This is a genomic window from Campylobacter concisus (assembly GCF_003048675.2).
GTDB lineage: Bacteria > Campylobacterota > Campylobacteria > Campylobacterales > Campylobacteraceae > Campylobacter_A > Campylobacter_A concisus_F.
On record NZ_CP060707.1, the window covers coordinates 1,172,778 to 1,196,454 of the forward strand.

The window sequence follows — 23,677 nt, forward strand, 5'->3', positions numbered from 1 at the left end:
ATGGCGACAAAAGATATTTTTGAAAGCAGGATCAAATTTAAAGAAATTTACGAATACGATATGAAGAGCAAGCAGCTTTTCAAAAATGGTGAAGAGGTTTAGATGCCAAAAAATGAGGCAAAACTCTTCTTTTTGCTCGTGAGTAATATAGAAAAAGTGGTGAGTTACGAAGTGATAGAAACCTATGTCTGGGGTGAAAAATCGATGAGCAACGAAGCGCTTAGAATGACTATCAAAAAGATAAGGGCAAAAACTGACGCCGACCTCATCAAAAACATCTCAGGCGTGGGATATAGACTTAGCGGAGCAAATTAAATTTAACTTTGTGTAGCTTTTATAAATTTAAGCTACACAAATTTTTACTTTTTATCCACGCATTTGCCAAGTTGGCAGGCTCTTTTATAAAGTGCGTCTGCCTTTGTTTCATCGCCGCTTAGCTTTGCAAGCAAGAAGCAAGACTGCGCATACTCAAGCTCGCAGCTCTTTACCAAAAGCTTTAGCACCCTAGCCTCAGCCTTGTTTCTATCTATCTTATGAGTTTTTAAATTTTCGCTTTCGATGTATGACTTTAGTCCCATTGCCTCGTTGTAGCAGCCAACGCCGTCGCCACTATCGCAAGCTAGTTTATAAAGCTTTAGAGCCTTTTCGATATCTTTTTGCTCATCAACTAGCCCTTGCTCGTAAATTTGACCTAAATTTGAGCAAGCAGTCGCAAGCCCAGCGTTGCACGCCTTTTCATAGTAGCCCTTTGCCTTTACGAAGTCCTTTTCGTTGCTAAAATTTACAGCTAGGTTGTTGCAGTCGATGCTATTTCCGCTCTCGCAGTTTTGCACCATCTTCTCTTTTTCGAGCTCAAGACGCTCCGCCCTAGCCTCCTCATCACTTTGCCAAAAGCCAAAGCTCACCATCTTTTGCCACGACCAGCAGCCACTTAGCATAAAGCTAGCAGCTACGATAAGTCCAAAATTTAAAACTTTTTTCACTTATTTTCCTGCTTACATGCCAAGCTTTGCGCCAAGTCTTTTCATCTGTGGGCACGCCTTGTTTAGACCGCGAAAGCAAGCGACTTTGTAAATTCCATAAGCTCTTTTTTCATCCTTGTTCATGCCAAGCCCTAGCTCATACATAGCGCCGATATTTGCGCAGCTTGGCAGATCCCCAGCGTTGCAAGCGTTTGTGTAGGCCTCCATCGCTAGGTAGTAGTCTTGTTTGACAATCTCGCCCTTGCGGTAGGCGTTGCCTAGGTGGTAGCAAGCTTGCACACCGCCACTGTTGCAGCTATCTTTGTAAATTTCGACCGCTTTTTTTGGATCTTTTTTTACGCCAAGACCGTTTTCATAGAGCGTGCCAAGGTTTGAGCAAGCAAGCTGCACTTTCGCATCGCAAGCCTTTTTATAGTTTGCGTAAGCGTTGTCATACTCTTTCATAAGCTCAAAATTTACACCCAAGTCGTTGCACGCTTCAGCATCGCCGCTCTCGCACTTTGGTGTTAAAAGATCGATAGCATTTTTTGAAATTTGCTCTTTGTTTTGCACCACTTTTTCGTCCTTTGGCTGCTGCCATGAGTCATCTTGTTTTGGCGTATCCCCGATGCCGATGACATTTAAGCAGCCTGTGAAAAATAGAGCAGTTAAAAGTAGTAGATATTTTTTCATTTTTGTCCTTTTAGTATTGTCCAAACAAGTCATTTAGGGCTTCGCTGATGCTTGGGTGAGTGAAAATTTGGTTTTTAAAGAAATTTGCATTTGCTTTTAAATTCATAGCGATCGCGATCTCGTTTATGATCTCATTTGCGTAGATGCAGTGAAAGCTCGCCCCCAAAATTTCGCCGCTACTTGCTTCAACGATCGCTTTTAGCATGCCCACATCGTGATTTAGCACCTTTGCTCCTGGCACTGCTGCCATGCTAAGCTTTAGCTCCTTGAAATTTAGCCCAAGCTTGCTAGCTTCTTTTGCATTTACGCCAACTCTTGCTAACGGAGTGTCGGTAAATAGCACATTTGCGTGGATGCTTCTGTTTTGTGTGGTGCGTTTTTTATCGCCAAAAATTTGCGAGAAAACTATCCTAAAATCATCCAAGCTAGTGTAGGTAAAAAGCTCTCCGCCGCGCACGTCACCCACTGCGTAGATGTTTGACACATTTGTTTGAAGGCGCTCATTTGTCTTTATAAAGCCTTTTTCATTTAGCTCGACGCCAGCTTCTTTTAAATTTAGATCATCTAAATTTGCCACCCTACCAAGCGCCACCAAGAACGCATCTGCCTTGATGATCCTGTCTTCACCGTCTTGTTTGAAATTTAGCGCATTGTCTTTTAGGCTCTCTATCTCGCAGCCCTCTAAAATTTCGATGCCCTGCACGTTTAGCGCATCTTTTACGCTTTTAGCTATGTCTTCATCTTCATTTTTTAGAAGTGGTGAGCGTCCGACGATGGTCACTTTTGAGCCAAAATTTGCAAACATCGATGCAAACTCGATGCCGATGAAGCCGCTGCCAACGATGACAAGATGTTTTGGCATAGTTTTGAGATCGAGCAAGGTTTTACTTGAAAATACATTTGAGTTTGTTATCTCAAATGGCGCATACGCCTCTTTTGAGCCGGTATTTATGATGATAAATTCGCCTTCAACGACTTTTTGCTCGCCATTTGATGTCGTAACTAGGACGCTATTTTTATCTTTAAACGAGCCAACGCCATCGATCACGTCGATATTTTCTTTATCATTTAACATCGCATAGTTTTTAGAATTTAAAGCTGAGATTAGCTTATTTTTGTTTTCGATACTAAGCGTGTAATACTCGTTTTCAACGCTATTATCTGCATATATCGCCTCTTTTGCAGCTGTGATTAGACGTTTTGTCGGTATGCAGCCTACGTTTATACAAGTGCCTCCATACATCTTTGGCGATCTCTCGATTAGCGCGACTTTTTTACCAAGCGCAGCAGCCTTTACAGCTAGTGTTTTGCCAGCCTTACCAAATCCAATAATAACAATGTCATATTTCATTTAATTTTTCCTATTATGTAGTATGTAGTTTCGTTTATTTTTTTGATATCCATTTTGTATTTATTTGCCCAGCTTTTGATGATCTCATCAACCCGCTCTTTTATCTCTTTGACGGTTGCGACATTTTTTATCTTTAGTCTATCCTCGCTCCCGCTCATCGCTACGAAGCAAAGGTGTGGCTTTAGATGATCGTTTAGCTCGATCACACTCTTTGGCAAAAGGCCGTCAGTGTTATTTAAAATTCTACGCATATGCTCAGTGGTCGTTTCATCTATGTTATAGCCAAGCTGTGTCAAAAGTGCGTTATGATCCATATCGTTCCTTTTTGCTTAAAATTTGCGATCATTATAAGATAAAATTCGATAAAATCGCCTAAATTTTCAAGGACAAATATGAAAAAATTTATCATTTTTCTATTTAGTATTTTGCTATTTTGGGGCTGTTCTGCAGAGCAAATTTCGCAAAATTTAGGTCTTAGCGAGCCACCACTTGATCCTGAAGTAGAGCAGATAGCAGACGCCATCTACTTATATAACGAGGGCAACTACCCAAAAGCTTGCAAGAGATTTTACGACTACGCAAAAGATGGCAATGTCCTAGCCATGCAGCAAACTGGCGTTTGTTTTCGTGATGGCAAAGGCTTTAGCAAAGATATCTTAAGAGCACTTTTTTGGTTTGAGACAGCTGGCAGATACGGCAACATAGATGGTCTTAGAAGTGCTGGATATATCTACGAATACGGCCTTGGGGTCAATAAAAATTTAGAAAAAGCGATATATTTTTATGAAAAAGCCACAAGCCTTGGCTCAAGTGAAGCTAGCTACGATCTAGGGCTTATATATCTAGGTAAAAACGACTATAAGAAAGCGAGAATTTATCTTGACGAGGCTTGCTACCATGGCAAAGAAGAGGCATGTATGAAGCTAAAAGAGATGAAATTTTAACTCTCATCTCTTTTAAATTTACTACGCCTCAGCCTTTTGAGCGATCAAGACGCCCTCTATCATCTTTTTGATATCCCCATCAAGTATCGCGTCAGTTTGTGAGTATGCCTCGCCGCTGCGGTTGTCTTTTACCTGCTGGTATGGGAAAAGCACATACGATCTTATCTGGTGCCCCCAGCCGATCTCGCTCTTTTCGACGCTGTTGCTCGCCTCTTGCTGTTTCATCAGCTCAAGCTCGTAAAGGCGAGACTTTAGCATTTTCATCGCTGTGGCTCTGTTTTTATGCTGGCTGCGGTCGTTTTGACACTGCACAACGATGCCAGTAGGTATGTGCGTGATGCGGATGGCTGACTCAGTTTTATTTACGTGCTGACCGCCTGCGCCACTAGCTCTATAAGTGTCTATCTTTAGATCTTTTTCTTCTATCTCGATCTCTATATCATCATCTACTTCAGGGCTTACCATGACACTAGAAAAGCTCGTGTGGCGGCGTCCTGCACTATCAAATGGGCTTGTGCGAACGAGCCTATGGATGCCATTTTCTGCTTTGAAATATCCATAAGCATTTTCGCCTTTTACGATAAAGCTCACATCCTTTAGTCCAGCCTCTTCGCCCTCTTGAAAGTCCAGAGTCTCGACCTTAAAGCCCTCACGCTCGCAAAATCTAAGATACATCCTATAAAGCATGCTCGCCCAGTCGTTGCTCTCAGTGCCGCCAGCTCCTGGGTGTATCGATACGATCGCGTTTTTGCCGTCATCTTCGCCGCTTAAAAGCATAGAAATTTCTAAATTTACTATCTTTTCATCTAAATTTTTAGCATCTTCAAATAAAGAATTTATAGTCTCCTCGTCATTTTCAGAATTTGCTAGTTCAAAGAGCTCCTTTGCGTCGCTAACTGCTTGATTGGCGTCACTAAATTTAGCAAGCATGTTTGAAATTTTTGTCTTTTCTTTATTTAATGCCCCAGCTCTTGCGATATCTTGCCAAAAGTCAGGGTCTTGCTCTATAGCCTCGATCTCTTTTAGCCTAGCCTTTATCTCGTCAGGCTTTACGATAGAGCCTATATTTTCAACTTTTGTTTGTAGCTTCTTTAAAAGCTCGTTGTATTCGTAACTATCCAAGTTTTTCTCCATAATTTTTTGCCGATTTTAGCCAAAAGTTGCTTACATTTTTAAATTTACGCCCTTTTAATCCTTTTTTGTTACAATGCCAAGTTAAAATTTAGATAAAAAGAGTCAAATATGCAGATCATAAGAACTATAAAAGAGCTTGAAAATTTTGTCCAAAACGCAAGTGGTAAGATCGGTTTTGTCCCGACAATGGGCGCACTTCACAACGGACACGTTAGCCTTATAAAAAAATGCGTGAGCGAAAATGAGATAAGTATCGTCTCAACTTTCGTAAATCCAACTCAATTTCTACCAGGCGAAGACCTAGAAAAATATCCAAGAAAAGAGCAAAGCGACATCCAAATTTGCGAGCAAAACGGCGTTAGCGCTATCTTCATCCCAAACGAAAATGAGCTTTACTTTGAAGATGAGCCGCTCATCGTTGCCCCAAAGAAGCTTTCAGCCATTTTAGAGGGCAAAACTAGGCCAGGACACTTTGATGGCGTCTTAAGAGTGCTAAATAAGCTATTTCGCCTAACTCGTGCAAATAGCGTCTACATGGGTAAAAAAGACACCCAACAGCTCATCATCGTGCAAAATATGATAAAGACATTTTTCTTAAACATCGAGCTAGTTGCCTGCGATATCGTTAGAGAGCCAGACGGCCTAGCACTTTCAAGCAGAAACGTCTATATCTGCGACGAAGATAAGTGCAACGCGCTAAGGCTTTCAAGATCGCTAAATAAAGCACAAAATTTGATCCAAAATGGCGAAGAAGACGCGAGCGAGGTCAAGGCAAACATGCTTGAGGTACTTGAGCCGCTAAAAGTTGATTATGTCGTGGTTACAGATAGAAATTTAAATGAAATTTCAAAGGTAGAAAAAGGCAACACCATCATCTTAGTAGCCGCCTTTGTAGGCAAAACTAGGCTAATAGACAACATCTGGATCTAAAAATGCCAAAACTTCATCTAATCTCGCTTGGTTGTAATAAAAATTTAGTTGATTCTGAGATCATGCTGGGACGCTTGCAAAACTACGATATCACGGACGATATCAGCGACGCAGACGTCATTATCGTAAATACTTGTGGATTTATCAAATCTGCCAAAGAAGAGAGCATACAAACCATCCTTGAGATGCACGAAGCTCGTAAAAATGGCTCTTTGCTCGTGGTGACTGGCTGTCTTATGCAGCGCTACAAAGATGAGCTCATAAAAGAGCTACCAGAGGTCGATCTCTTTACCGGCGTGGCTGATTATGACAAGATCGACGAGATCATCTTGAAAAGGCAAAATTTATTTAGCCCGCAGACCTATTTGCAGGCAAACGAAGAGCGCGTCATAACTGGCTCAAACTACCACGCCTACATCAAAATTTCAGAGGGCTGTAACCAAAAATGCAGCTTTTGCGCGATACCGACATTTAAAGGCAAGCTAAAATCGCGCTCGCTTGAAAACATCGTAAATGAGGTCAAAAATCTAGTCAAAAAAGGCTACTACGACTTTAGCTTTTTATCCCAAGACTCAAGCTCATATATGCGCGATCACGGCGTTAGCGACGGACTAATAAATTTAATAGACGAGATAGAAAAGATAAAAGGCGTAAGAAGCGCTAGGATACTTTATCTCTACCCAAGCACGACCAGCAAAGAGCTAATAGAGCGTATCATCGCCTCGCCTATCTTTCACAACTACTTTGACATGCCGATCCAGCACATCAGCGAAAATATGCTAAAGATAATGAAGCGCGGAAGTGGCGCTAAAAAGATAAAAGAGCTTTTAAATTTGATGAGAAATGCCAAAAATTCATTCTTGCGGACTGGCGTCATCGTGGGACACCCAGGCGAGAGCGAGGAGGATTTTGACGAGCTTTGCGAGTTTTTAGAAGAGTTTAAATTTGATAGAATTTCCGCCTTTGCCTACTCAAAAGAAGAAGACACAGCCTCTTTTGAAATGGAGCAAATCCCAGCTAAAATCATCTCAAAAAGGCTAAGCAAGATAGAAAAGATCACTAAAAAAGCGATAAATGAGAGCTTGCAAAAAGAGCTTGGCAAGCAAATTTACGCATCGCTTGAGGGTGAAAGCAGTGAGGGCGAGATGTTTTACGCTGCCAAAAAAGATATCTGGGACAAAGATATAGACGGCGAAATTTTGATCAATGAAAGCGATGTAAAAGAGCTTGAGATCGGCTCACTCTACCTTTGTGAGGTCAGCGACACGGTCGATCAAAAACTAGTCGCCACCATCATCAAAAAAGCAAAATGATAAGCCAAAATGTGCTTGGTAGGCTAAGCTCAGGCGCAAACCTGCTTGCCTTCTCGCATGGCGTCGATAGCACCGCACTTTTTTACATTTTAGACAAAGCTGGGGTCAAATTTGATCTAGCCATAGTCGATCACAACGTTAGAGAGCAGAGTAAATTTGAAGTTGAAAGCGCCAAAGAGCTTGCTAGCAAATTTGGCAAAGAGATCTACGTAAAAAGTGTAAATTTGGCTGGTTCAAATTTTGAAAAAAATGCGCGCGAAGCAAGGTATGAGTTTTTTAGCGAAATTTGCCAAAAATATAGCTATGAAAATTTGATCCTAGCTCACCAGTTTGACGATAAATTTGAGTGGTTTTTGATGCAGCTTGGCAAGGGTGCTGGGCTAAAAGAGCTCTTTGGCATGAGCGAGCTTGAAAAAAGAAAGCACTTTTGGCTCGTTAGACCGCTTTTAAATTTACGTAAAAAAGAGCTACAAAACTATCTTGACGAACGAAGCTTACGCTACTTTATCGATGAGACAAATTTAGAAGGCAAGCTTAAAAGAAGCTTTGTGAGATTAAATTTTAGCGAGCCATTTTTGGACGAGTATTTTAGCGGCGTGAAAAAAAGCTTTGAGTTTTTAGAGGCTGATAGGCAAATTTTGTTGCCAAAGATCACGAAAATGAGCGATGAAATTTTTGTCGTAAAAAATGATAGCAACGTTGTGCGAGGCGTCGATATGGCAGCAAAAGAGCTAAATGTGCTTTTAAGCAAGGCTCAAAAAGATGAGCTAAGTGCAAATTTAGCAAAGCAAACAAGCGTGGTGTTAAGTGGCAAGATCGCCGTTGGCTACGCTAATAAATATATCTTAGTAACGCCATTTTGCAAAGCCGTAATGCCAAAAATATTTAAAGAAAAGGCTAGAATTTTAAAGCTCCCAGCGATAAATAGGAGCTACTTATTTACAAAGGGCGTTCAAATAGAAAACCTTTCTAAATTTTTTTAGTAAATAGAGCTTTTTAGTCTGTAAATTTTGATCTACTAAAGGTTAATTTAAAACTTTTTATCACCAAATTTTCTACAACAATCTTAACAAGTCTGTAAAAATTTAAAATTTCTATCTGTAAATTTAATATACAAAGGTCAAATTTAAAACTAAATTTTGCTTCAACCCTTAAACTAGAGCACCCACTAACATTGGTATTTAGAGCAAAAACTGCGAAATTAGTTTTGGCTATTTTTCTCTAACATAAATTGCTTTTGCATTTAAATTTAGAGCATAAAGGCAACAAATTTGACCCACAAAAGAGCAAATTTAAAGTTTCTAGCGCTAAATTTTACCCTTACGATATTAACACTAAAGCATTAAGTCTGCAAAATTTAAAATTTCTATCGGTAAATTTATTTATTTTTAGTTTATTGCAACTATTTTTTTGGGCTTAAGTTAGGGTAACTAGAACTACAAATTTAATCTGAAAAGTAAAATTTAAAGCCTTAAGCAGCAAATTTACTCAGGTTTTCAAGTAAATGCCCGCTTTAATCTTGGCAAATGCGGCACCAAACTTGCAAATTTTCTATGCTAAAAGTCAAATTTAATCTATCAAGAGCCAAATTTAAAGCATCATCAAGTAAATTTAATTTCACAGCTGCTTTAAAACAGCCAAAAAACTCATCTACGATATAAATTTCTCAAGCAATAAAACTTTAAATTGATCCGCATATCTTTGTTGCAGGATAGCTGCCGTCTTCAATTAAATTTAAAATTCACGGCGGTCTTGTAGCTTTGAAATCGTATATTAAATTTAACTTTGCCACCAATAACAAAAGCATAAATTTGATATATGAAATCAAATTTTATAAACGAGATGGTGAAATTTGTAGCTTACTAAATTTAACTCATCTACAACATCAAATTTAATAAACGCATCCAAAAAGTCAAATTTATAAAAAAGCGTCTAACATAACAAAAAGCTAGCCCATAAAACAAAATCAAACAAGCCAGCAGTTTAAATTTACCTCATCAAAGCCATTTGCATAAAATAATGCGTAAAATTTTATAAATTTTATTACGCACTAAGCGAGGATTTTCTCTATAAGCTCTCTTTTTAGCACGAAGTCATAGCTAAAAGCATCGACCACGATGCCAGCATAACTGCTCTCTTTTAACATCGCAAGATACTCTTTTAGCCCTATCTCAATGCTTTCTTGCTCGCTGTCGTTTCGCCAAAGCTTCATCGCCTCTTTACTTGTAAATGCCGGAAAATAGCTAAGCTTCTCGCCCTCATCTTCAAGTAGGATAAATTTGATATTTGAGCCCTCCTCCTCATAAACTACGCCACCATCAGGCTTTGCGAGCGCTTGGTTTAAAAGCACCGGAGCGAAAAAGCTGGCCCTTTTTAAAGCCGATATCAAATTTACCTCATTTTTCTCGCTAGGATCACTTAAAAATTTATCCATCGCTTCTTGCATTTTAACCCCTAAAAGCCTCATCTACAGCTTGACAGATCGTGTGTATGAAAAAGATGTGCGACTCTTGAATTCTTGCCGTATCGCTTGAGCTAACGACTAAATTTAGATCGCAACCTTCATTCATCGCACCACCTCCTTTGCCGCTAAGTCCAAGCACTGATGCGCCCATTTTCTTGGCACTTTTTATAGCCTCAAGGACATTTTTGCTGTTGCCACTAGTTGAGATCGCCACGAGCAAGTCGCCTGGCTGAGCTAAGGCCTCAAACTGGCGTGAGAAAATGTAGTCAAAGCCATAGTCGTTGCCAATGGCCGTAAGTGCCGAGGTATCAGTAGTTAGCGCGATGCCAGGTAGTGGCTGGCGCTCGCTTTTATATCTGCCAGTTAGCTCGGCTGCAAAGTGTTGAGCGTCCGCCGCAGAGCCGCCGTTGCCACATATGAGCACCTTTTTGCCATTTTTTAGCGTATCAGCCACCATCTGGCAAGCACGCTCTAGGCTGCTCAGCAAATTTACATGCTCGCTAAAGGTCTTTTGGTGAGCCTCGAGCTCATTTTTTATCATTGTTTTTAGCATCTTTTATCCTTTTTATTATCCCTGTTGTGCTTTTGCCCTCGACAAAGTCAATTAGCCTGACCTCTTTTACGATCTCGCTGCCAACGACCTCTTTGCCCTTGTAATCAGCCCCTTTTACAAGCACGTCTGGTTTTATCTTTGTTATTAAATTTAAAGGCGTATCCTCATCAAATATCACGACATAATCGACAAATCCAAGCCCACTTAGCACGCAGGCTCTGTCATCTTGCGAGTTTATAGGTCTAGCCTCGCCTTTTAGCCTCTTAACTGAAGCGTCTGAATTTAGCCCAACAACCAAAAGATCGCCAAGCTCCCTTGCACGAGCTAGGTATTTTACGTGTCCAGCGTGCAAGATATCAAAGCAGCCATTTGTAAAAACGATCTTTTTCTTGTCCTTTTGGCTCAAAATTTCTTCTAACTCCTCGACGCTTTTAATCTTGTGCTCGAAATTTGCCCCAAACGAGCTATTTAGCAGCTGCTCGATCTCACTAAAGCTAGCCGTTGCGCTACCTATCTTTGCCACGACGACGGCTGCTGCGAGGTTTGCTATCTTTATCGCCTCTTTTATATCAGCGCCAGTTGCTAGCATGTAGCCAAGTGTAGCAAGCACCGTATCTCCAGCGCCAGTGACATCAAAGACCTCTTTTGCCTTGGCAGCAAAGATATGCAATTTATCATCATATAGCGCGATGCCCTCTTCTGAGATCGTGATGATCGAATAGGTCAAATTTAGCTCGTCTTTTAGCTGTTTTATCGCCTTTTCAAGCTCGGCCTTGTCTTTTATCTTTAAATTTGTAGCCTCGCTCGCCTCTTTTTTATTTGGCGTTAGAAGGGTTGCGTTTTTATACTTTGAGTAGTCGCTGCCTTTTGGGTCTATGAGCACTGGGATCTTTAGCCTCACGCACTCGTTTATGATCTCTTGGCAGACCTTCTCGCTAAGCACGCCTTTGCCGTAATCACTTAGCAAGACAGCCTTGAAATTTGCAAGATTTTCTTTGACTTTTAAGACTAGCTCATCTTCTAAATTTATCTTGACAACGCTCTCTTTATCGATCCTGACAACTTGCTGGTGAGATGCCATGATGCGGCTTTTTATCGAGCTTTCACGCCCTTTTTCAGTAAGGATGAGCTCATCTTTTACATTTAGCTCAGCAAGCCTCTCCTTTATCTTTTTGCCAGCCTCATCATCTCCTAAGACGCTAGCCACGCTTACGTTTGCGCCAAGAGAGAGTAAATTTCTCACCACGTTACCAGCGCCACCAAGCGTGTATGTTTCGTTATTTATCTTTACAACTTGCACCGGCGCCTCAGGCGAGATGCGCTCGCAACTGCCCCAGATGTAGTGATCCAGCATAAGATCACCGACGACTAAAATTTTAACTCTCTTAGCCATTTAGCTCTTCCTTGTAAATTCTCTTTATCTCTGGCAAATAGTCTTTTATCGCCTCTTCCAAGCTCCAAGTCGCGCTAAAGCCAAATGCCTCTCTAGCTGGGGCTACGTCGGCCTCTGTGTGAAACTGATATGAGCCAATAAATGGGTTTTTGATATATTCATTGCCTAAATTTACGCCGATCTCGCGTTGCAAGATGTCAGCGATATCTTGAAAGCTTCTAGCCTTGCCAGTAGCTGCGTTATAGACGCCACTTGGTGCGTCAAGCGCTTTTATATTTGCGTCAATGATATCTTTTATATAGACAAAGTCGCGTTTGATCTGGTCGCTGCCCTCAAAGAGCCTTGGGGTCTTGCCAGCTAAAATTTGCAGGCCAAACTGAAGCACCATCGAGGCGGTTTTGTTTTTAAAAAACTCGCCCTTGCCAAAGACATTAAAATACCTCAGCCCAACCACGCTCACGCCGCGCTTTGCGTAAATTTTATTGATATTATCCATGCTTAGCTTGCTAAAGCCATAGACATTATTTGGCGCTTCGCATTCGCCGACGGTTTGTGGGCTCTTTGCGTTGCCATAAGTCGCCCCTGAGCTAGCGTAGATCATCTTTGCGCCCAAACTCTCGCAGATATCAAGCAAATTTACAAAGGCATTTACATTTGTTTTTATAAGCTCATCTTGCTCTTTTACAGTGGTGTCTGAGATCGCTGCTTCGTGGTAGATGACGTCTGGGCGAAAACTTTTTATCTTTTCAAGTGTGCTAAGATCGTTGATGTCGCCAGCGTAAATTTCACCCTTAAAGCCAAGTAAATTTTTAAAATGTCCAAAGCTTTTTAGGTTGCCGTTGCTAAATGTCTCGTCGTTTCTAAATTTATCCACAACAAGCACGTGAGCGTCTTTATAGTTTTCATCAAAATAGTGCGCCAAGGCTGAGCCGATAAAGCCAGCGCCGCCAGTTATAACTATCTTTTTTCCGTTTAAATTCATAGTGATTTTTCCTTTTTTAGCTTATTTAAAACATCTCTTACATCTTTAAAATTTATGCCATCAAGCAAGAAATTTTTGCCCACACCTGCCCTTTTGCCAGCCTCGACGTCGCTTGGCTTATCGCCTATCATGAGCGAGTTTTCAAGGTCGATGTTAAACTCTTTGCAAGCATCAAGTATCATTTTTGGATTTGGTTTTCTGCAGGTGCATTTTTGCTCTGGAGCGTGCGGACAAAAATAGACTTTGGTGATAAAAATTTGCTCTTTTTTAAAGCTTTCTAGCATAAATTTATTTAGAGCGTCAAACTGCTCCTGCGTGTAGTAACCCCTGCCGATGCCTGATTGATTTGTCACGACAAAGAGCTTGTAGCCAGCCTTAGCAAATTCTCTTAACGCATCAAAAATGCCATCAATAAATTTAAAGTCTTTGATCTCGCAAACGTATCCAGCGTCTTCATTTATGACGCCGTCTCGGTCTAAAAAAAGTGCTTTGTTGGCTGTTTCTTTTATCATTTGGTGATTATAGCCAAAATATTTTAACCCACCCCTTGCAAATTTACATTTTTGTATTATAATGCCAGCACGTTTTTTAAAAAGGATGACAAATGAAAAAACTACTAATCGTTTCAAGTGTTGCAGCACTACTTTCAACTGCTGCTTTCGCTGCAGATGGCGCTACTATCTATAAAAAATGCGTTGCCTGTCATGGCGCTAAAGCTGAAAAAGTTTTCAATAACAAAGTTCCAGCTTTAACATCACTTGATGCAGCAGCTATCGAAGCAGCTCTAAAAGGCTACAAAACAGGAGCAAATAAATTTGGTCTTGGTGCTATGATGAAACCTATCGCTACTCCAATGAGCGACGACGACATCAAAGCAGTTGCAGAATACATCCAAACACTAAAATAATTATAGGGGCGCTCGCCCCTTTTTCTATAAATTTAAACTCACACCAAATTTCAAAAGCTCTTTTGGCAGATAGTCATCGATGTTGTTGATTGTATTGTTGTCTATTTCTATTAAATTTAGATTGTATTTTTTATAAAGCTCTATCTTTTGCTCTTTTCTTTTTATATACGCCTCGTCATCTTCCAAGCCCCAAAATTCAACATAGACCTTGCCTTTTGGTATGTAAAAATCACAATATATGTTCTCTTTTATCGGCACTCTTTTTTCATAAGCGTAGGCTATGCCCTCAGCAAAAAGCCAGTTTGCGATGGCTAGCTCGGCCCTGCTTTTTACGTAGTGGCCGTCGTTAGTTCGGTATTCAGCCTTAAATTTCTCTCTAAAATCTTCTTTTTGCTCTTCTTTGGCCGTTTTTGCGGTATTTTTCATTATCTCATCTACGAAATTTTCGTTATAAACTATCCTCTCATCCCACCTAACGCTAGCCCTACCCATGCAGTAGTTTTGCATGCCACCATAGTATTTGCCAACATCTGTTACGTTGTAGCCATTGTCACATTTTTTTATAAAGCCCAAATTTAGCAAAGCCAAATTTACATCTTTTGCGTTTTTGCCAAATTTTTTTGCTATCTCTTTTGCGCTAAACGTATCAGCTATATTTCTTTGATTAAATTTTACATAAGTTTTTTGGCGCAGTTTTCGCCTGATAAATTTTGTTATCAAATTTACTAAAATGACAAATATTATAATAGGCAGCGCAAAGCTAAAAAACGCTGGCAGCATAGTGGATAGTAAATTTGCCGTATCAAAAATTTGCATTTTTATGGTGTAGTGAGAGTAAATTTAAATTTTAAATGATAAATTCTGGCTCAAATTTTGTCCCATTTACCCTGACAACTCTTGCTGGTATGCCAACTACGGTTGCGTTTGCTGGGACGTTTTTTAGCACGACTGAGTTTGCGCCGATCTTGGCATTTTCGCCGATCGTTATAGCCCCAAGTATCTTTGAGCCAGCGGCGATAGTCACGCCATTTTTAATGGTCGGATGGCGCTTGCCACACTCTTTGCCAGTGCCACCAAGTGTGACTTGATGATACATCATCACATCATCCCCAACCTCAGCTGTCTCGCCGATAACCACGCCCATGCCGTGATCTATGAAAAATCTCCTACCGATCTTAGCGCCCGGGTGGATCTCGATGCCTGTTAGAAATCTTGCTATTTGCGAGATGAGTCTAGCTAGAAAAAACCACTTTTTTTCATATAAAAAATGAGAAATTTTGTGAAATAAAACCGCATGGATGCCAGGAGTGTTTATAAGTATCGCCAAAAAGCAACAACTATGCACCGATGGGTCTTTTTCACGGACGGTTTGAACTAGCTCTTTTAGACTCTCCCACATAATTTTACGCTCCGTAAAGCTCTGTACTTAGGTATCTCTCGCCGTTATCTGGAGCTATGAAAAGCACTTTTTTGCCAGCGCCAAGTCTTTTAGCCACTCTTTTTGCAGCCACGTAAGAAGCGCCGCCGCTTATGCCTATCATCAAACCATCGCTCTTTGCGATCGCTCTAGCTGCGTTTAGTGCGTCATCGTTGCTTACTTTTTCTACTTCGCTAACTAGGCCCATATCCATTGTATTTGGTAAAAATCCAGCTCCGATGCCTTGAATTTTATGTGGTCCTGGGTTGCCGCCACTTAAAACCGGTGACGCCTCAGGCTCTACTGCGATGATCTTAGTGTCATAGCCTTTTTCTTTTAGAACCTTTGCCACGCCGCTTATCGTGCCACCTGTGCCAACGCCTGCTACAAAGGCATCAAGCTTGCTAAAATCAGCCACGATCTCAGCAGCTGTTGTTAGCTCGTGAGCTTGTGGGTTATACTTGTTTTCAAACTGGCTTAGCATTACGTGATTTGGCTGAGAAGCTAGCTCAGTAGCTCTTGCGATCGCTGCTTTCATACCACCAGCTGCAGGAGTTAGCTCAAGATGAGCGCCATATGCAGCAACGATCTTGCGTCTTTCGATGCTCATGCTCTCAGGCATGCAAAGGATCACTTTAAAACCAAGTGCAGCACCGCACATAGCTACGCCGATACCTGTATTACCGCTTGTTGGCTCAACGATAGTATCACCATGTTTTAGCGTGCCATCAGCTAGCATTTTAGTGATCATATTAAACGCGATCCTATCTTTTACAGAGCCGCCTGGGTTAAAAAACTCTAATTTTACGTAAATTTCAGCCTCGTCAGCACCTGTTTTAACCTTTACGATAGGTGTATTACCGATCGTTTTTACGATGTTATCGTAGATCATCACTCCTCCTAAAATAAATTTCTCGTAAATTTAGCATAGAATTTAAAATAAAACATAAAAAGTCCTAATTTGCGCTAAATTTAAAATAAAAATTTAGTTTTTAATGCTATCAAGCACCTCTTGTCCGCTTTGGCTTAAAATTTTGCCTTTAAAATTTTCCTTGCAAAACTCCAAAATAAGCGCATGATAAAGCTTCAAAACCTCACTCTCGTCAAATTTCTCGCTATCAAGAAATTTATAAATTTCATCATAATCAAGCGAACTAAACCACTCAGCCGCCTCGTCGTAGCTCTCAAAAATGTAGTCAAAATATGCCATTATCCTAAGCGCATAAGCATCAACGACCATGTAAGGCTTGCCGCAGGCGTATGCCAGTATCGCGTCGCAAGTCTCAGCGCCAACGCCTTTTACACTTATAAGCCACTCGCGGCCTACGTTTTCTTTGAAATTTTCAAAGTAACCAAATTCATTTTTTATAGCTAGACAAAGCGTCTTTAGCCGTTTTGCCTTTGTGTTGTAAAAACCACTTGGCTTTATGAGTGTGGCAAGTTCGCTGTTTTCAAGCGTGCAAATGCCTTGCAGGCTATCTTTGCCTGCTTTTTTTAGATTATCTAGCGCTTTTTCTACATTTTTCCAGTTGGTATTTTGCACCAAAATAGCACCCAAAATAACCTCAAAAGTGCCCTCGCCCGGCCATTTTAGCTCGTCTAAATTTCTACTTTTGTGATTTAGCAGAGCTAAAAATAGATCAGTTGATCTCATTTTAAATTTTCTTTAAATGTTAGATAAAACTGCTTTGCAGTCCTGCCACTTCTGCTAGCCCTAAGAGTGGCGAAATTTTTAGCAAGCGTGTGAAGCTCATCTTTGTCGCCAGTGTAGTCTTTAAAGTAAAAATCAACCATTTTTAGGTACTCGTCGTAGTTGCCTTGATAAAAGCTGATCCAAAGACCAAAGCGGTCTGAGAGAGAAATTTTCTCCTGAGCTGCGTCGCTGTAGTGGATTTCTCCGTCTATTAGCTCTGAGTTTTCATTTTCGCTTTTAAACTCGCTTATTAGATGTCTGCGGTTTGATGTGGCGTATAAAAGGACGTTTTTAGGCGGCTTTTGGATAGAGCCGTCCATAATAGGCTTTAGAAATTTATACTCATTGCTGCCATTTTCAAAGCTTAGATCATCGCAGAAAATGATAAATTTAAACTCGCTCTTTCTGATCTCATCGATGATGTCGCCAAGATATTTTAGATCCTCGCAGCCGATCTCAATGATGCGAAGTCCCTCTTTATAAAATTTAGTAAAAACAGCCCTTACAAGGCTTGACTTGCCACATCCTCTCTCACCCCAAAGAAGCACGTGATTTGCCTCGCCGCCAGCTATAAAATTTCTAGTATTTTTTAGCAAAATTTCTTTTTGTTTCTCTAGCCCATAAAGTGAGTCGATATCGACAAAATCAATATCCTCAACCGGTTTTAACATCCCTTTTGTGCTCTTATAAATCGCTGCGTACTTCATACCCCAATCTATCATTTCTTATCCTTTCTTAGATAGACCAAAATTTCAGCCAAAACATCGTCGTCGTCCTTGCTGCGTGACTTTAGCCTGATCTTCTCGTCGTCATTTTTTGTTATTAGTATATTTTGTTCGCTGTTTGAGATCGTCTTTATGCCAGCTTTTAGGGCTAAAATTTTGATGATGATGACGTCTAAAAACTGCTTTGTAAAGGTATCTATCTTGCCAAATCTATCCTCAAGCTCGCTTTGTATCTCATAGACCTCGCCCACCTCTTTGCACTTGCTAAGGCGTCTATAAATTTCAAGCCTTAGCCTATCTTCTCTTATAAATTCTTGATTTAAAAAGGCACTCACACTAAGTTTTAGATCGATCTTGTCAAGCTTTGCAGAGTCTTGATTAAGAAGCTTATTTATCTCATCTTCTAGCATCTTTAGATATAGCGAGTAGCCGATAGCTTCGATGTGACCGCTTTGCGCCTCGCCGATGATGTTACCCCCACCTCTTATCTCAAGGTCGTGATAGGCTAGCACCGAGCCAGCGCCCAAAAATGAGTTGCCCTCAAGTGCGACAAGTCGTTTTAGAGCGTCCTTGCTAATGGCATCTTTATCCTCAACCAAAAAGTAGCAATAAGCCTGCTTGTCGCTTCTACCCACGCGACCGCGCAGCTGGTGCAGGTCAGCCATGCCAAATTTATTAGCATTTTCTACAATTATAGTGTTTGCATTTGGCAGGTGGATGCCGCTTTCAACGATGCTGGTGCAAAGTAGTAGGTCATACTCGCCCCGCTCAAATTTCATCATCTCATCTTCAGTGACTTTCGCATTTACCTTTGAGTGAAGTATCAAAATTCTAAGCTTTGGCAAAATTTTTCTTAGATCATTTGCCGTCTGCTCGATGTCTGCGATGTGGTTGTGGATGTAAAAGACCTGTCCGCCACGTCTTAGCTCACGCATGATCGCCTCTTTGACAACCTTTTCGTCCCACTCTCTCACGCTTGTTCTCACATCCAGCCTAGAGCTTGGCGGAGTGGCTAAAATGCTATATGTTTTTATCTTACTAAGCGCCATATTTAGGCTTCTTGGTATCGGCGTGGCGCTCATACTTAAGATGTGTGAGTTTTGAGAAATTTCTTTTAGCTGCTCTTTTTGCTTAACGCCAAATTTATGCTCTTCATCAACGACGATAAGCCCTAAATTTTCAGCCTTTACGCCAAGAAGCGCATGCGTACCCACGCAAACTATTGGCTCACTTTCTTTTAGCGCTTTTTGCAAGCTTGATTTTTCTTTAGCACTTGAGAAGCGATCCAGCCTAAAGACCTTTATGCCAAATTTGCTAAATCTTTGGCTTAGCGTCTTGTAGTGCTGCGAGCTAAGAAGTGTCGTTGGCACGAAGAAAAATGCGCTAAAGCCTGATTTTATGCAGGTAAATATGGCATTCATCGCAACTTCAGTCTTACCAAAGCCAACATCTCCGCTAAGCAGCCTATCCATAACTTTTCCGCTTTTTAGCTCATCTTTTATATCATTCACCGCTTTTTGCTGATCACTCGTATATGAAAAGCCAGCGTCTTGGACGAAATTTAGATAAGAGATATCCTCTTTTTGTAAAATTTTGCCTGCGATTAGCTCCCTTTTTGCTGCCATCGCCACGATCTTTGAGGCGATCGCGAAGAGTTTTTCTCTAACCTTCTCTTTTATCTTGGCAAAATTTGCCTTGCCCAAGCGATCCAGCACCGCCATAGAGCCATTTTGCGCGATGTAGCGATCTATCAAATTTAGATGTTCAACCGGCAAAAGAAGCTTGTCGTCATTTTGATAGGCGATAACCACAAATTCTTTAGTCGCACCCAAAACCTTGATCTTTTCAAGCCCCAAAAAACGGCCTATGCCATACTCTTCATGCACGACATAGTCATTTACTTTTAGCTCATCAACCACGAGGCTTGAGCGTTTAACTCGCCTTTTTTTCTCAAATTTATTTAGTGAGACTACGATCTTGTCGCTTGAGGTTAAATTTACTACAAGGGGCGAAATTTCAAGCTTTACGTTGGCAAAGCCATCAAGCTCATAGCCCTTAAAAAGCCCCTCGTTTCTTGAAAGAACGGTTATGCTTTTGCTCTTATTTAGCTCAAAAAAGTCAAAATTTAAAGTAACTTCTAGGTCTTTATAGACCTTTGGCTCAGGCAAAATTTCAATGCCTTTAAATTTATCTTCAAGCGTATCGTAAATTTCAAAATCTATCTTCTTAACCAGCTTTGAGTCAAATTCTTTTAAGTAGTCGCTAAAGCTATCTATCGCCCAAAATCCAAGAGAATTTAGATCACTCACCAAGGCATCACTTTGCATATCCTCGATCTTTTGGCTCACTTTTTCAAACTCATCTTTGCTAAGATTTGCGATAAATGGCACGATCTCGGCTTCGCTTAGCTCATTTTTGTTGCTAATTTGCGTGGCGGTGTTGTAGTTTCTAATACTCTCCACCTCATCGCCAAAGAGCAAAATTCTAACAGGATCATCCATATTTACGCCGTAAATGTCCACGACTTCGCCGCGTATGCTAAACTCGCCAACGCTCTCAACGATATCGACGCACTCGTAGCCAAATCGTATGAGCAAGTCGGCAAATTCGCTTAAATTTAGATTATCTTTTAGCTTGATCGTTGAGCTTTCTAGGTTTTTTTGCGTTGGAAGTGGGTTTAAAAGCGTACTAAATGGGCTTATTATGATCTTTTTGCCATCAAATTTATAGTATTTGCTAAGCACGGATGAAATTTCAAAGAGCTCTTCGTTAAAGCTTCTTAGATCATCGCCCTTTTTAGCCCTAAAATCAGGTAATTTAAAGGCGCTAAAGCCAGCAAAACTGGCCGCATCAGCGCAGAGTGCCGCCTCTTTATCATCTTCGCAGATGAGAATTTGTGGGGCGTGTGTTAAAAGATACTCATAGACCTTTGCTTGCATAGTACTCTTTTAAAAAGGCTTCGGCCAAGTGAAACGAGCCAAATGCTAGGTAAATTTTGCCGTTTTTTGCCTCTTTTATATCGTTCATATCGCTTGGCTCAAACTCTCTATGCGAAATTTCAAGCTCGTTTAGCGCTTTGCTTATGAGCTCTCCGCCAAGCTCCCTGCCCTCGCAGTGGTAGTGATAAAGCAGCACGCCCTCAATGACTGGCTTTAGAGCTGCTAAGACTGCCTTGAAATCTTTATCCAAAAATGAGTTATAAACTAGCGTTATCTTCTTGCCGTTAAATTCATCAGAGCTAAATTTCTTAGCCACAGCCTTTGCGCCAAGCTCGTTGTGACCGACATCCACATATAAATTTGAATCGATCTTTTCACATCTGCCACGAAGCGATAAAGCGCCAAGCTTTTTGATATCTATGCTGCTATCTAAAATTTTAGCCGCGGCGTAAGCTAGAGTTAAATTTGAGCGCAAAAACTCTGGTAGATTAAATTTATCTGCATAATTTGCGATCTCGTTTAAATTCTCTTTGGTCAAAATTTCTCTTGGAAAACTTAAAGTAGCGCCTTTTTCGCTTGCGATCTCTTTTGCGATAGCAACGCTTATATCATTCATCTCATCATTTAAGATAGCTCTTTTGCCCATGGCTTCAAATTTGGTGCGTGAAATTTCTTCTATGCTATTTCCAAGTATCGCCGTGTGATCAAAGCCGATCGGAGTAAAGATGCTTAGCTTTTTTTCAAAGACATTTGTAGCATCTAGCACGCCACCCATGCCAGCCTCGCAGACAAAGTAGTCGCAACCCTCAAAAAGAACTGCAGAAAGCAGCGTCATATACTCAAAATAGCTCGTTTTTACCTTGTACTCATCACTCAAAAGAGCTTGCAAACGCTCGTGAGCTCTCTCTAAAATTTCATCGCTAGCGACCTCGCCATTTAGCCAAAATCGCTCATTAAATTTAAATATATGTGGGCTTGTGTAGTGCCCTACTTTTGCCCCTTTTTGGCTTAAAATTTGTGCTAAAAAACGGCCCGTGCTACCTTTGCCATTTGTGCCGATGATGTGGATTATCTTAAAAGGTTTTAGATGACCTTTGATCGTATCATAAGCCCTTATGATCCTACCATAGTCGATCTCTTTGTAGTAAAGTGGCTTGCCGTCAAGAAATTTCGCTAGGCTCATTTTTCCTCGATTATCTTTGGCATTACTTGGTTTCTGCCACCCTCTTTTGAAAGATAGAGCATCTTATCAGCGCCCTCAAGTGTCATCGTGTCGCTTAAATTTGCGCTTCTTGTCGCCACACCAGAGCTAATGGTAACTTTGATGCGCTCGTTTTTATAGATAAATTTGAAATTTTCTATCATACTTCTTAGCTTCTCGCCAAATCTCACGCCATCTTTTAGGCTCGTACTTGGTAGCAAAATGACAAATTCTTCGCCGCCATATCTACCGACAAAATCAACCTTTCTAGCATTTTTCTTAAGCACCTGAGCCACGGCTGAAAGGATCACATCGCCAGCTTCGTGGCCGTAAGTATCGTTTATCTTTTTAAAGAAGTCGATATCAACAAAGCAGATCGAATAGTCCGTGCCATAGCGCTTATAGGCTTCTTCAATACGCTGAATTTCACTCATCAAAGCTCTTTTTGTGGCCACTTTAGTTAAAAAGTCCTCTTTACTCTCAAGCTTAGCAGCTTCAAGCTCTTTTTCTAAGCTTGTGACCCTGTTTTGAAGCTCAGAAATGGTCGCTTGCTTGCTATTCATCTCAAGGCCAAGCTCCTTGCTCTCGATCTCAAGCGCACCCGCGATCTCGATAAGCATGCTCTTTACATGATCGATGCTGTTTGCATTTAAATTTACATTTTTAAGATCATTTTTGATGCTTTGCACCTTAGCAGAGCTACTTTTTGAGCTAGCTGCGATGTCAGAAATTCTATCGCCTATGCTTTGTAAGATGTTGTTTAATGAGCCAACCTTTTCGATGATCTCGGTTCTATCTTCTTCGATCCTGCGATCGACAAAGGTTTTTATCTTCTCTTGAAATTCTTTGCTATTTAGGCTTTGTGGATTTTGTTTTAAAACGTTTCTAATGGTGCTAAGCTCTTCGCCAAGCTCTTTTGTGATAGAAGGCTCAAGCGCAAAATTTAAAAGCTCAACTAAAGCGTTTTCTTCACCGCTCTCATTTTTTTGAGAGAGAAATTTCTCAAGCTCAGCGCTCATAGTCTTTAGATCGTCAAAGTCTCTCACGCCGTAATATTTCAAAAAGTCCAAAAATTCAGTGTCATAAGAGCTTACAAAGTCAAACCATTTAAGGCACATCTCTTCAAGATTTTTCTCATCATATCTTCTAGCAAGTAGCTGCATGCCCTGTTCCGCTAGAGCTTTTGCGTCTTTGTTATGAAGCATAGAGATGGCTTGAAGGATTCTTCTTGCAAAGGCGTTTAGTGACTTTAACTTTTTATCATCGACCACTTGGGTTGCGCCATTTTTAGCACCATGAGAGAGCCTAGCGGTCATAAAAGCTACAAACTCATCAACCGTTTTTATATGAAGGCTTATAGCTTGCGCTTTATAGTCATCACCAAGCCTTGAGATATATTTTTCTATCTTTTTGCTCTCTTCGGTAGTAAAGCCATATTTTTTAGAAATTTCATTATAAACTTCGGTGTAATTTTCTGGCGTTAGCATCAAATGGCGATCTTTTATCTCGCTCAAGGCTTCCTTGACTATTTGACTAACGGTTACTGCTGCCATTTTTATATCCTTTTACAGCTAAATTTGCGATATACTCATCAAACGCCTCTTTTGAAGCCTCTTTTATAGCTTCATACTTTTGAGTATCGCTAATGACACTATCTGCGTATCTTACGCTCTTTTGACGTCTTGCCACACTAAAATCATACTCGCCAGTAGCAGGTATATCTATGACACGACCATCTTTAAATTTGGTTTTATAGTTTAGAGTTAAAAGAGCTTTATAAGATGTAATATAGCCATATTCATCATAGATTATTGCCTCGTAATTTAAACTTTTTACCGAAACTATTATCGAAGTATCAGCGCTATCTTTGCTTGATAGTGATTTATGTAGCCTTGCGACCATACCCTCTTTTACTGCATCTTTTATCCAGACACTATTTTTTGGCTCTTCTTTGCTGATGATAACATCGACATAAACTCTATCTCCAACCAAATCCTGCGAGATCTTTGAAACTGGTTTATAGCCACATCCGCAGATAAATATAGCAATAAAAAACGCTAAAAAATATCTCAAAAT

General features: G+C 40.6%; 25 protein-coding genes. 6 read left to right on the forward strand and 19 right to left on the reverse strand.

The features are described 5' to 3' along the window. The first annotated feature begins 102 nt into the window (after positions 1-102). Positions 103-315 (forward strand): helix-turn-helix domain-containing protein, encoded by a 213-nt coding sequence (locus CVT00_RS05880; protein WP_230853724.1) that lies wholly within the window; start codon positions 103-105, stop codon positions 313-315. 44 nt (positions 316-359) lie between these two features. On the opposite strand, the gene CVT00_RS05885 is transcribed toward CVT00_RS05880, so the two are convergent. Genes CVT00_RS05885 through CVT00_RS05900 form a run of 4 tightly spaced genes read right to left on the reverse strand, consistent with a single transcriptional unit; the run spans position 360 to position 3,320 of the window. After that, positions 360-983 carry a tetratricopeptide repeat protein gene (locus tag CVT00_RS05885; protein WP_103558513.1) on the reverse strand — a complete coding sequence of 208 codons (624 nt, stop codon included), beginning with the start codon at positions 981-983 and terminating at the stop codon, positions 360-362. 12 nt (positions 984-995) lie between these two features. Then, positions 996-1,655, reverse strand: a complete 660-nt coding sequence (locus CVT00_RS05890; protein WP_087582363.1) for a tetratricopeptide repeat protein — start codon at positions 1,653-1,655, stop codon at positions 996-998. Positions 1,656-1,665: 10 nt separating this feature from the next. Then, entirely contained in the window at positions 1,666-3,006 is a 1,341-nt protein-coding gene (locus CVT00_RS05895; protein WP_103558514.1) for a dihydrolipoyl dehydrogenase family protein, read from the reverse strand. Further along, a complete protein-coding gene (locus CVT00_RS05900) occupies positions 3,003-3,320 on the reverse strand; it encodes a hypothetical protein (protein ID WP_012139947.1) in 318 nt (105 codons plus the stop codon). The genes CVT00_RS05895 and CVT00_RS05900 overlap by 4 nt, the downstream gene beginning before the upstream one ends. A gap of 78 nt (positions 3,321-3,398) precedes the next feature. On the opposite strand from CVT00_RS05900, the gene CVT00_RS05905 reads away from it, so the two are divergent. Continuing rightward, a complete protein-coding gene (locus CVT00_RS05905; RefSeq protein ID WP_002941919.1) occupies positions 3,399-3,950 on the forward strand; it encodes a tetratricopeptide repeat protein in 552 nt (183 codons plus the stop codon). A gap of 21 nt (positions 3,951-3,971) precedes the next feature. On the opposite strand, the gene prfB is transcribed toward CVT00_RS05905, so the two are convergent. After that, positions 3,972-5,072, reverse strand: coding sequence for a peptide chain release factor 2 (gene prfB, locus CVT00_RS05910; protein WP_103558515.1), 1,101 nt, complete (start codon positions 5,070-5,072; stop codon positions 3,972-3,974). A gap of 120 nt (positions 5,073-5,192) precedes the next feature. On the opposite strand from prfB, the gene panC reads away from it, so the two are divergent. The 3 genes from panC to tilS are packed head-to-tail and all read left to right on the forward strand — an operon-like array spanning position 5,193 to position 8,310. After that, positions 5,193-6,014 (forward strand): pantoate--beta-alanine ligase, encoded by an 822-nt coding sequence (gene panC, locus CVT00_RS05915; protein ID WP_103558516.1) that lies wholly within the window; start codon positions 5,193-5,195, stop codon positions 6,012-6,014. 2 nt (positions 6,015-6,016) lie between these two features. Continuing rightward, a complete protein-coding gene (gene rimO / locus CVT00_RS05920) occupies positions 6,017-7,327 on the forward strand; it encodes a 30S ribosomal protein S12 methylthiotransferase RimO (RefSeq protein WP_103558517.1) in 1,311 nt (436 codons plus the stop codon). Next, positions 7,324-8,310, forward strand: a complete 987-nt coding sequence (tilS, locus tag CVT00_RS05925; RefSeq protein WP_103558518.1) for a tRNA lysidine(34) synthetase TilS — start codon at positions 7,324-7,326, stop codon at positions 8,308-8,310. The genes rimO and tilS overlap by 4 nt, the downstream gene beginning before the upstream one ends. A gap of 1,067 nt (positions 8,311-9,377) precedes the next feature. Here tilS and CVT00_RS05930 read toward each other — a convergent pair. Genes CVT00_RS05930 through gmhB form a run of 5 tightly spaced genes read right to left on the reverse strand, consistent with a single transcriptional unit; the run spans position 9,378 to position 13,231 of the window. After that, positions 9,378-9,773: an SseB family protein gene (locus CVT00_RS05930; protein ID WP_103558519.1), complete on the reverse strand. Its 396-nt coding sequence runs from the start codon at positions 9,771-9,773 to the stop codon at positions 9,378-9,380. Position 9,774: 1 nt separating this feature from the next. Further along, on the reverse strand, positions 9,775-10,344 hold the full coding sequence (gene gmhA / locus CVT00_RS05935) for a D-sedoheptulose 7-phosphate isomerase (protein WP_103558520.1): 570 nt from the start codon (positions 10,342-10,344) through the stop codon (positions 9,775-9,777). Continuing rightward, the gene (rfaE1, locus tag CVT00_RS05940) at positions 10,319-11,737 is read right to left on the reverse strand and encodes a D-glycero-beta-D-manno-heptose-7-phosphate kinase (RefSeq protein ID WP_103558521.1); all 1,419 of its coding nucleotides are present in this window, start codon (positions 11,735-11,737) and stop codon (positions 10,319-10,321) included. Before rfaE1 ends, gmhA begins: the two co-directional genes overlap by 26 nt. Further along, the gene (gene rfaD / locus CVT00_RS05945) at positions 11,730-12,719 is read right to left on the reverse strand and encodes an ADP-glyceromanno-heptose 6-epimerase (RefSeq protein WP_103558522.1); all 990 of its coding nucleotides are present in this window, start codon (positions 12,717-12,719) and stop codon (positions 11,730-11,732) included. The genes rfaE1 and rfaD overlap by 8 nt, the downstream gene beginning before the upstream one ends. Further along, the gene (gene gmhB, locus CVT00_RS05950; RefSeq protein ID WP_107915017.1) at positions 12,716-13,231 is read right to left on the reverse strand and encodes a D-glycero-beta-D-manno-heptose 1,7-bisphosphate 7-phosphatase; all 516 of its coding nucleotides are present in this window, start codon (positions 13,229-13,231) and stop codon (positions 12,716-12,718) included. Before gmhB ends, rfaD begins: the two co-directional genes overlap by 4 nt. Before the next feature lie 92 nt (positions 13,232-13,323). Between gmhB and CVT00_RS05955 the strand changes: the two genes are divergently transcribed. Beyond that, positions 13,324-13,626 (forward strand): c-type cytochrome, encoded by a 303-nt coding sequence (locus CVT00_RS05955; protein ID WP_087582377.1) that lies wholly within the window; start codon positions 13,324-13,326, stop codon positions 13,624-13,626. 24 nt (positions 13,627-13,650) lie between these two features. Here the strand turns inward: CVT00_RS05955 and CVT00_RS05960 are convergent, their stop codons facing one another. From CVT00_RS05960 to lptE, 9 genes are all read right to left on the reverse strand, one after another. Next, entirely contained in the window at positions 13,651-14,442 is a 792-nt protein-coding gene (locus tag CVT00_RS05960; RefSeq protein ID WP_230853725.1) for a hypothetical protein, read from the reverse strand. 31 nt (positions 14,443-14,473) lie between these two features. Continuing rightward, positions 14,474-15,025 carry a serine O-acetyltransferase EpsC gene (gene epsC, locus CVT00_RS05965; RefSeq protein ID WP_009294053.1) on the reverse strand — a complete coding sequence of 184 codons (552 nt, stop codon included), beginning with the start codon at positions 15,023-15,025 and terminating at the stop codon, positions 14,474-14,476. Between the two features lie 4 nt (positions 15,026-15,029). After that, a complete protein-coding gene (cysK, locus tag CVT00_RS05970) occupies positions 15,030-15,935 on the reverse strand; it encodes a cysteine synthase A (RefSeq protein ID WP_107914990.1) in 906 nt (301 codons plus the stop codon). 93 nt (positions 15,936-16,028) lie between these two features. Further along, positions 16,029-16,697, reverse strand: coding sequence for an endonuclease III domain-containing protein (locus CVT00_RS05975; protein WP_107914988.1), 669 nt, complete (start codon positions 16,695-16,697; stop codon positions 16,029-16,031). Next, positions 16,694-17,458 (reverse strand): ATP-binding protein, encoded by a 765-nt coding sequence (locus CVT00_RS05980; RefSeq protein WP_107914986.1) that lies wholly within the window; start codon positions 17,456-17,458, stop codon positions 16,694-16,696. Before CVT00_RS05980 ends, CVT00_RS05975 begins: the two co-directional genes overlap by 4 nt. Continuing rightward, positions 17,455-20,400: a transcription-repair coupling factor gene (gene mfd / locus CVT00_RS05985; RefSeq protein WP_107914984.1), complete on the reverse strand. Its 2,946-nt coding sequence runs from the start codon at positions 20,398-20,400 to the stop codon at positions 17,455-17,457. Before mfd ends, CVT00_RS05980 begins: the two co-directional genes overlap by 4 nt. Next, positions 20,381-21,583, reverse strand: coding sequence for a Mur ligase family protein (locus CVT00_RS05990; RefSeq protein WP_107914982.1), 1,203 nt, complete (start codon positions 21,581-21,583; stop codon positions 20,381-20,383). Before CVT00_RS05990 ends, mfd begins: the two co-directional genes overlap by 20 nt. Then, the gene (locus CVT00_RS05995) at positions 21,580-23,154 is read right to left on the reverse strand and encodes a GGDEF domain-containing protein (RefSeq protein ID WP_107914980.1); all 1,575 of its coding nucleotides are present in this window, start codon (positions 23,152-23,154) and stop codon (positions 21,580-21,582) included. Before CVT00_RS05995 ends, CVT00_RS05990 begins: the two co-directional genes overlap by 4 nt. Further along, entirely contained in the window at positions 23,135-23,674 is a 540-nt protein-coding gene (gene lptE, locus CVT00_RS06000) for an LPS assembly lipoprotein LptE (RefSeq protein WP_087580875.1), read from the reverse strand. The genes CVT00_RS05995 and lptE overlap by 20 nt, the downstream gene beginning before the upstream one ends. Positions 23,675-23,677: the final 3 nt, after the last annotated feature.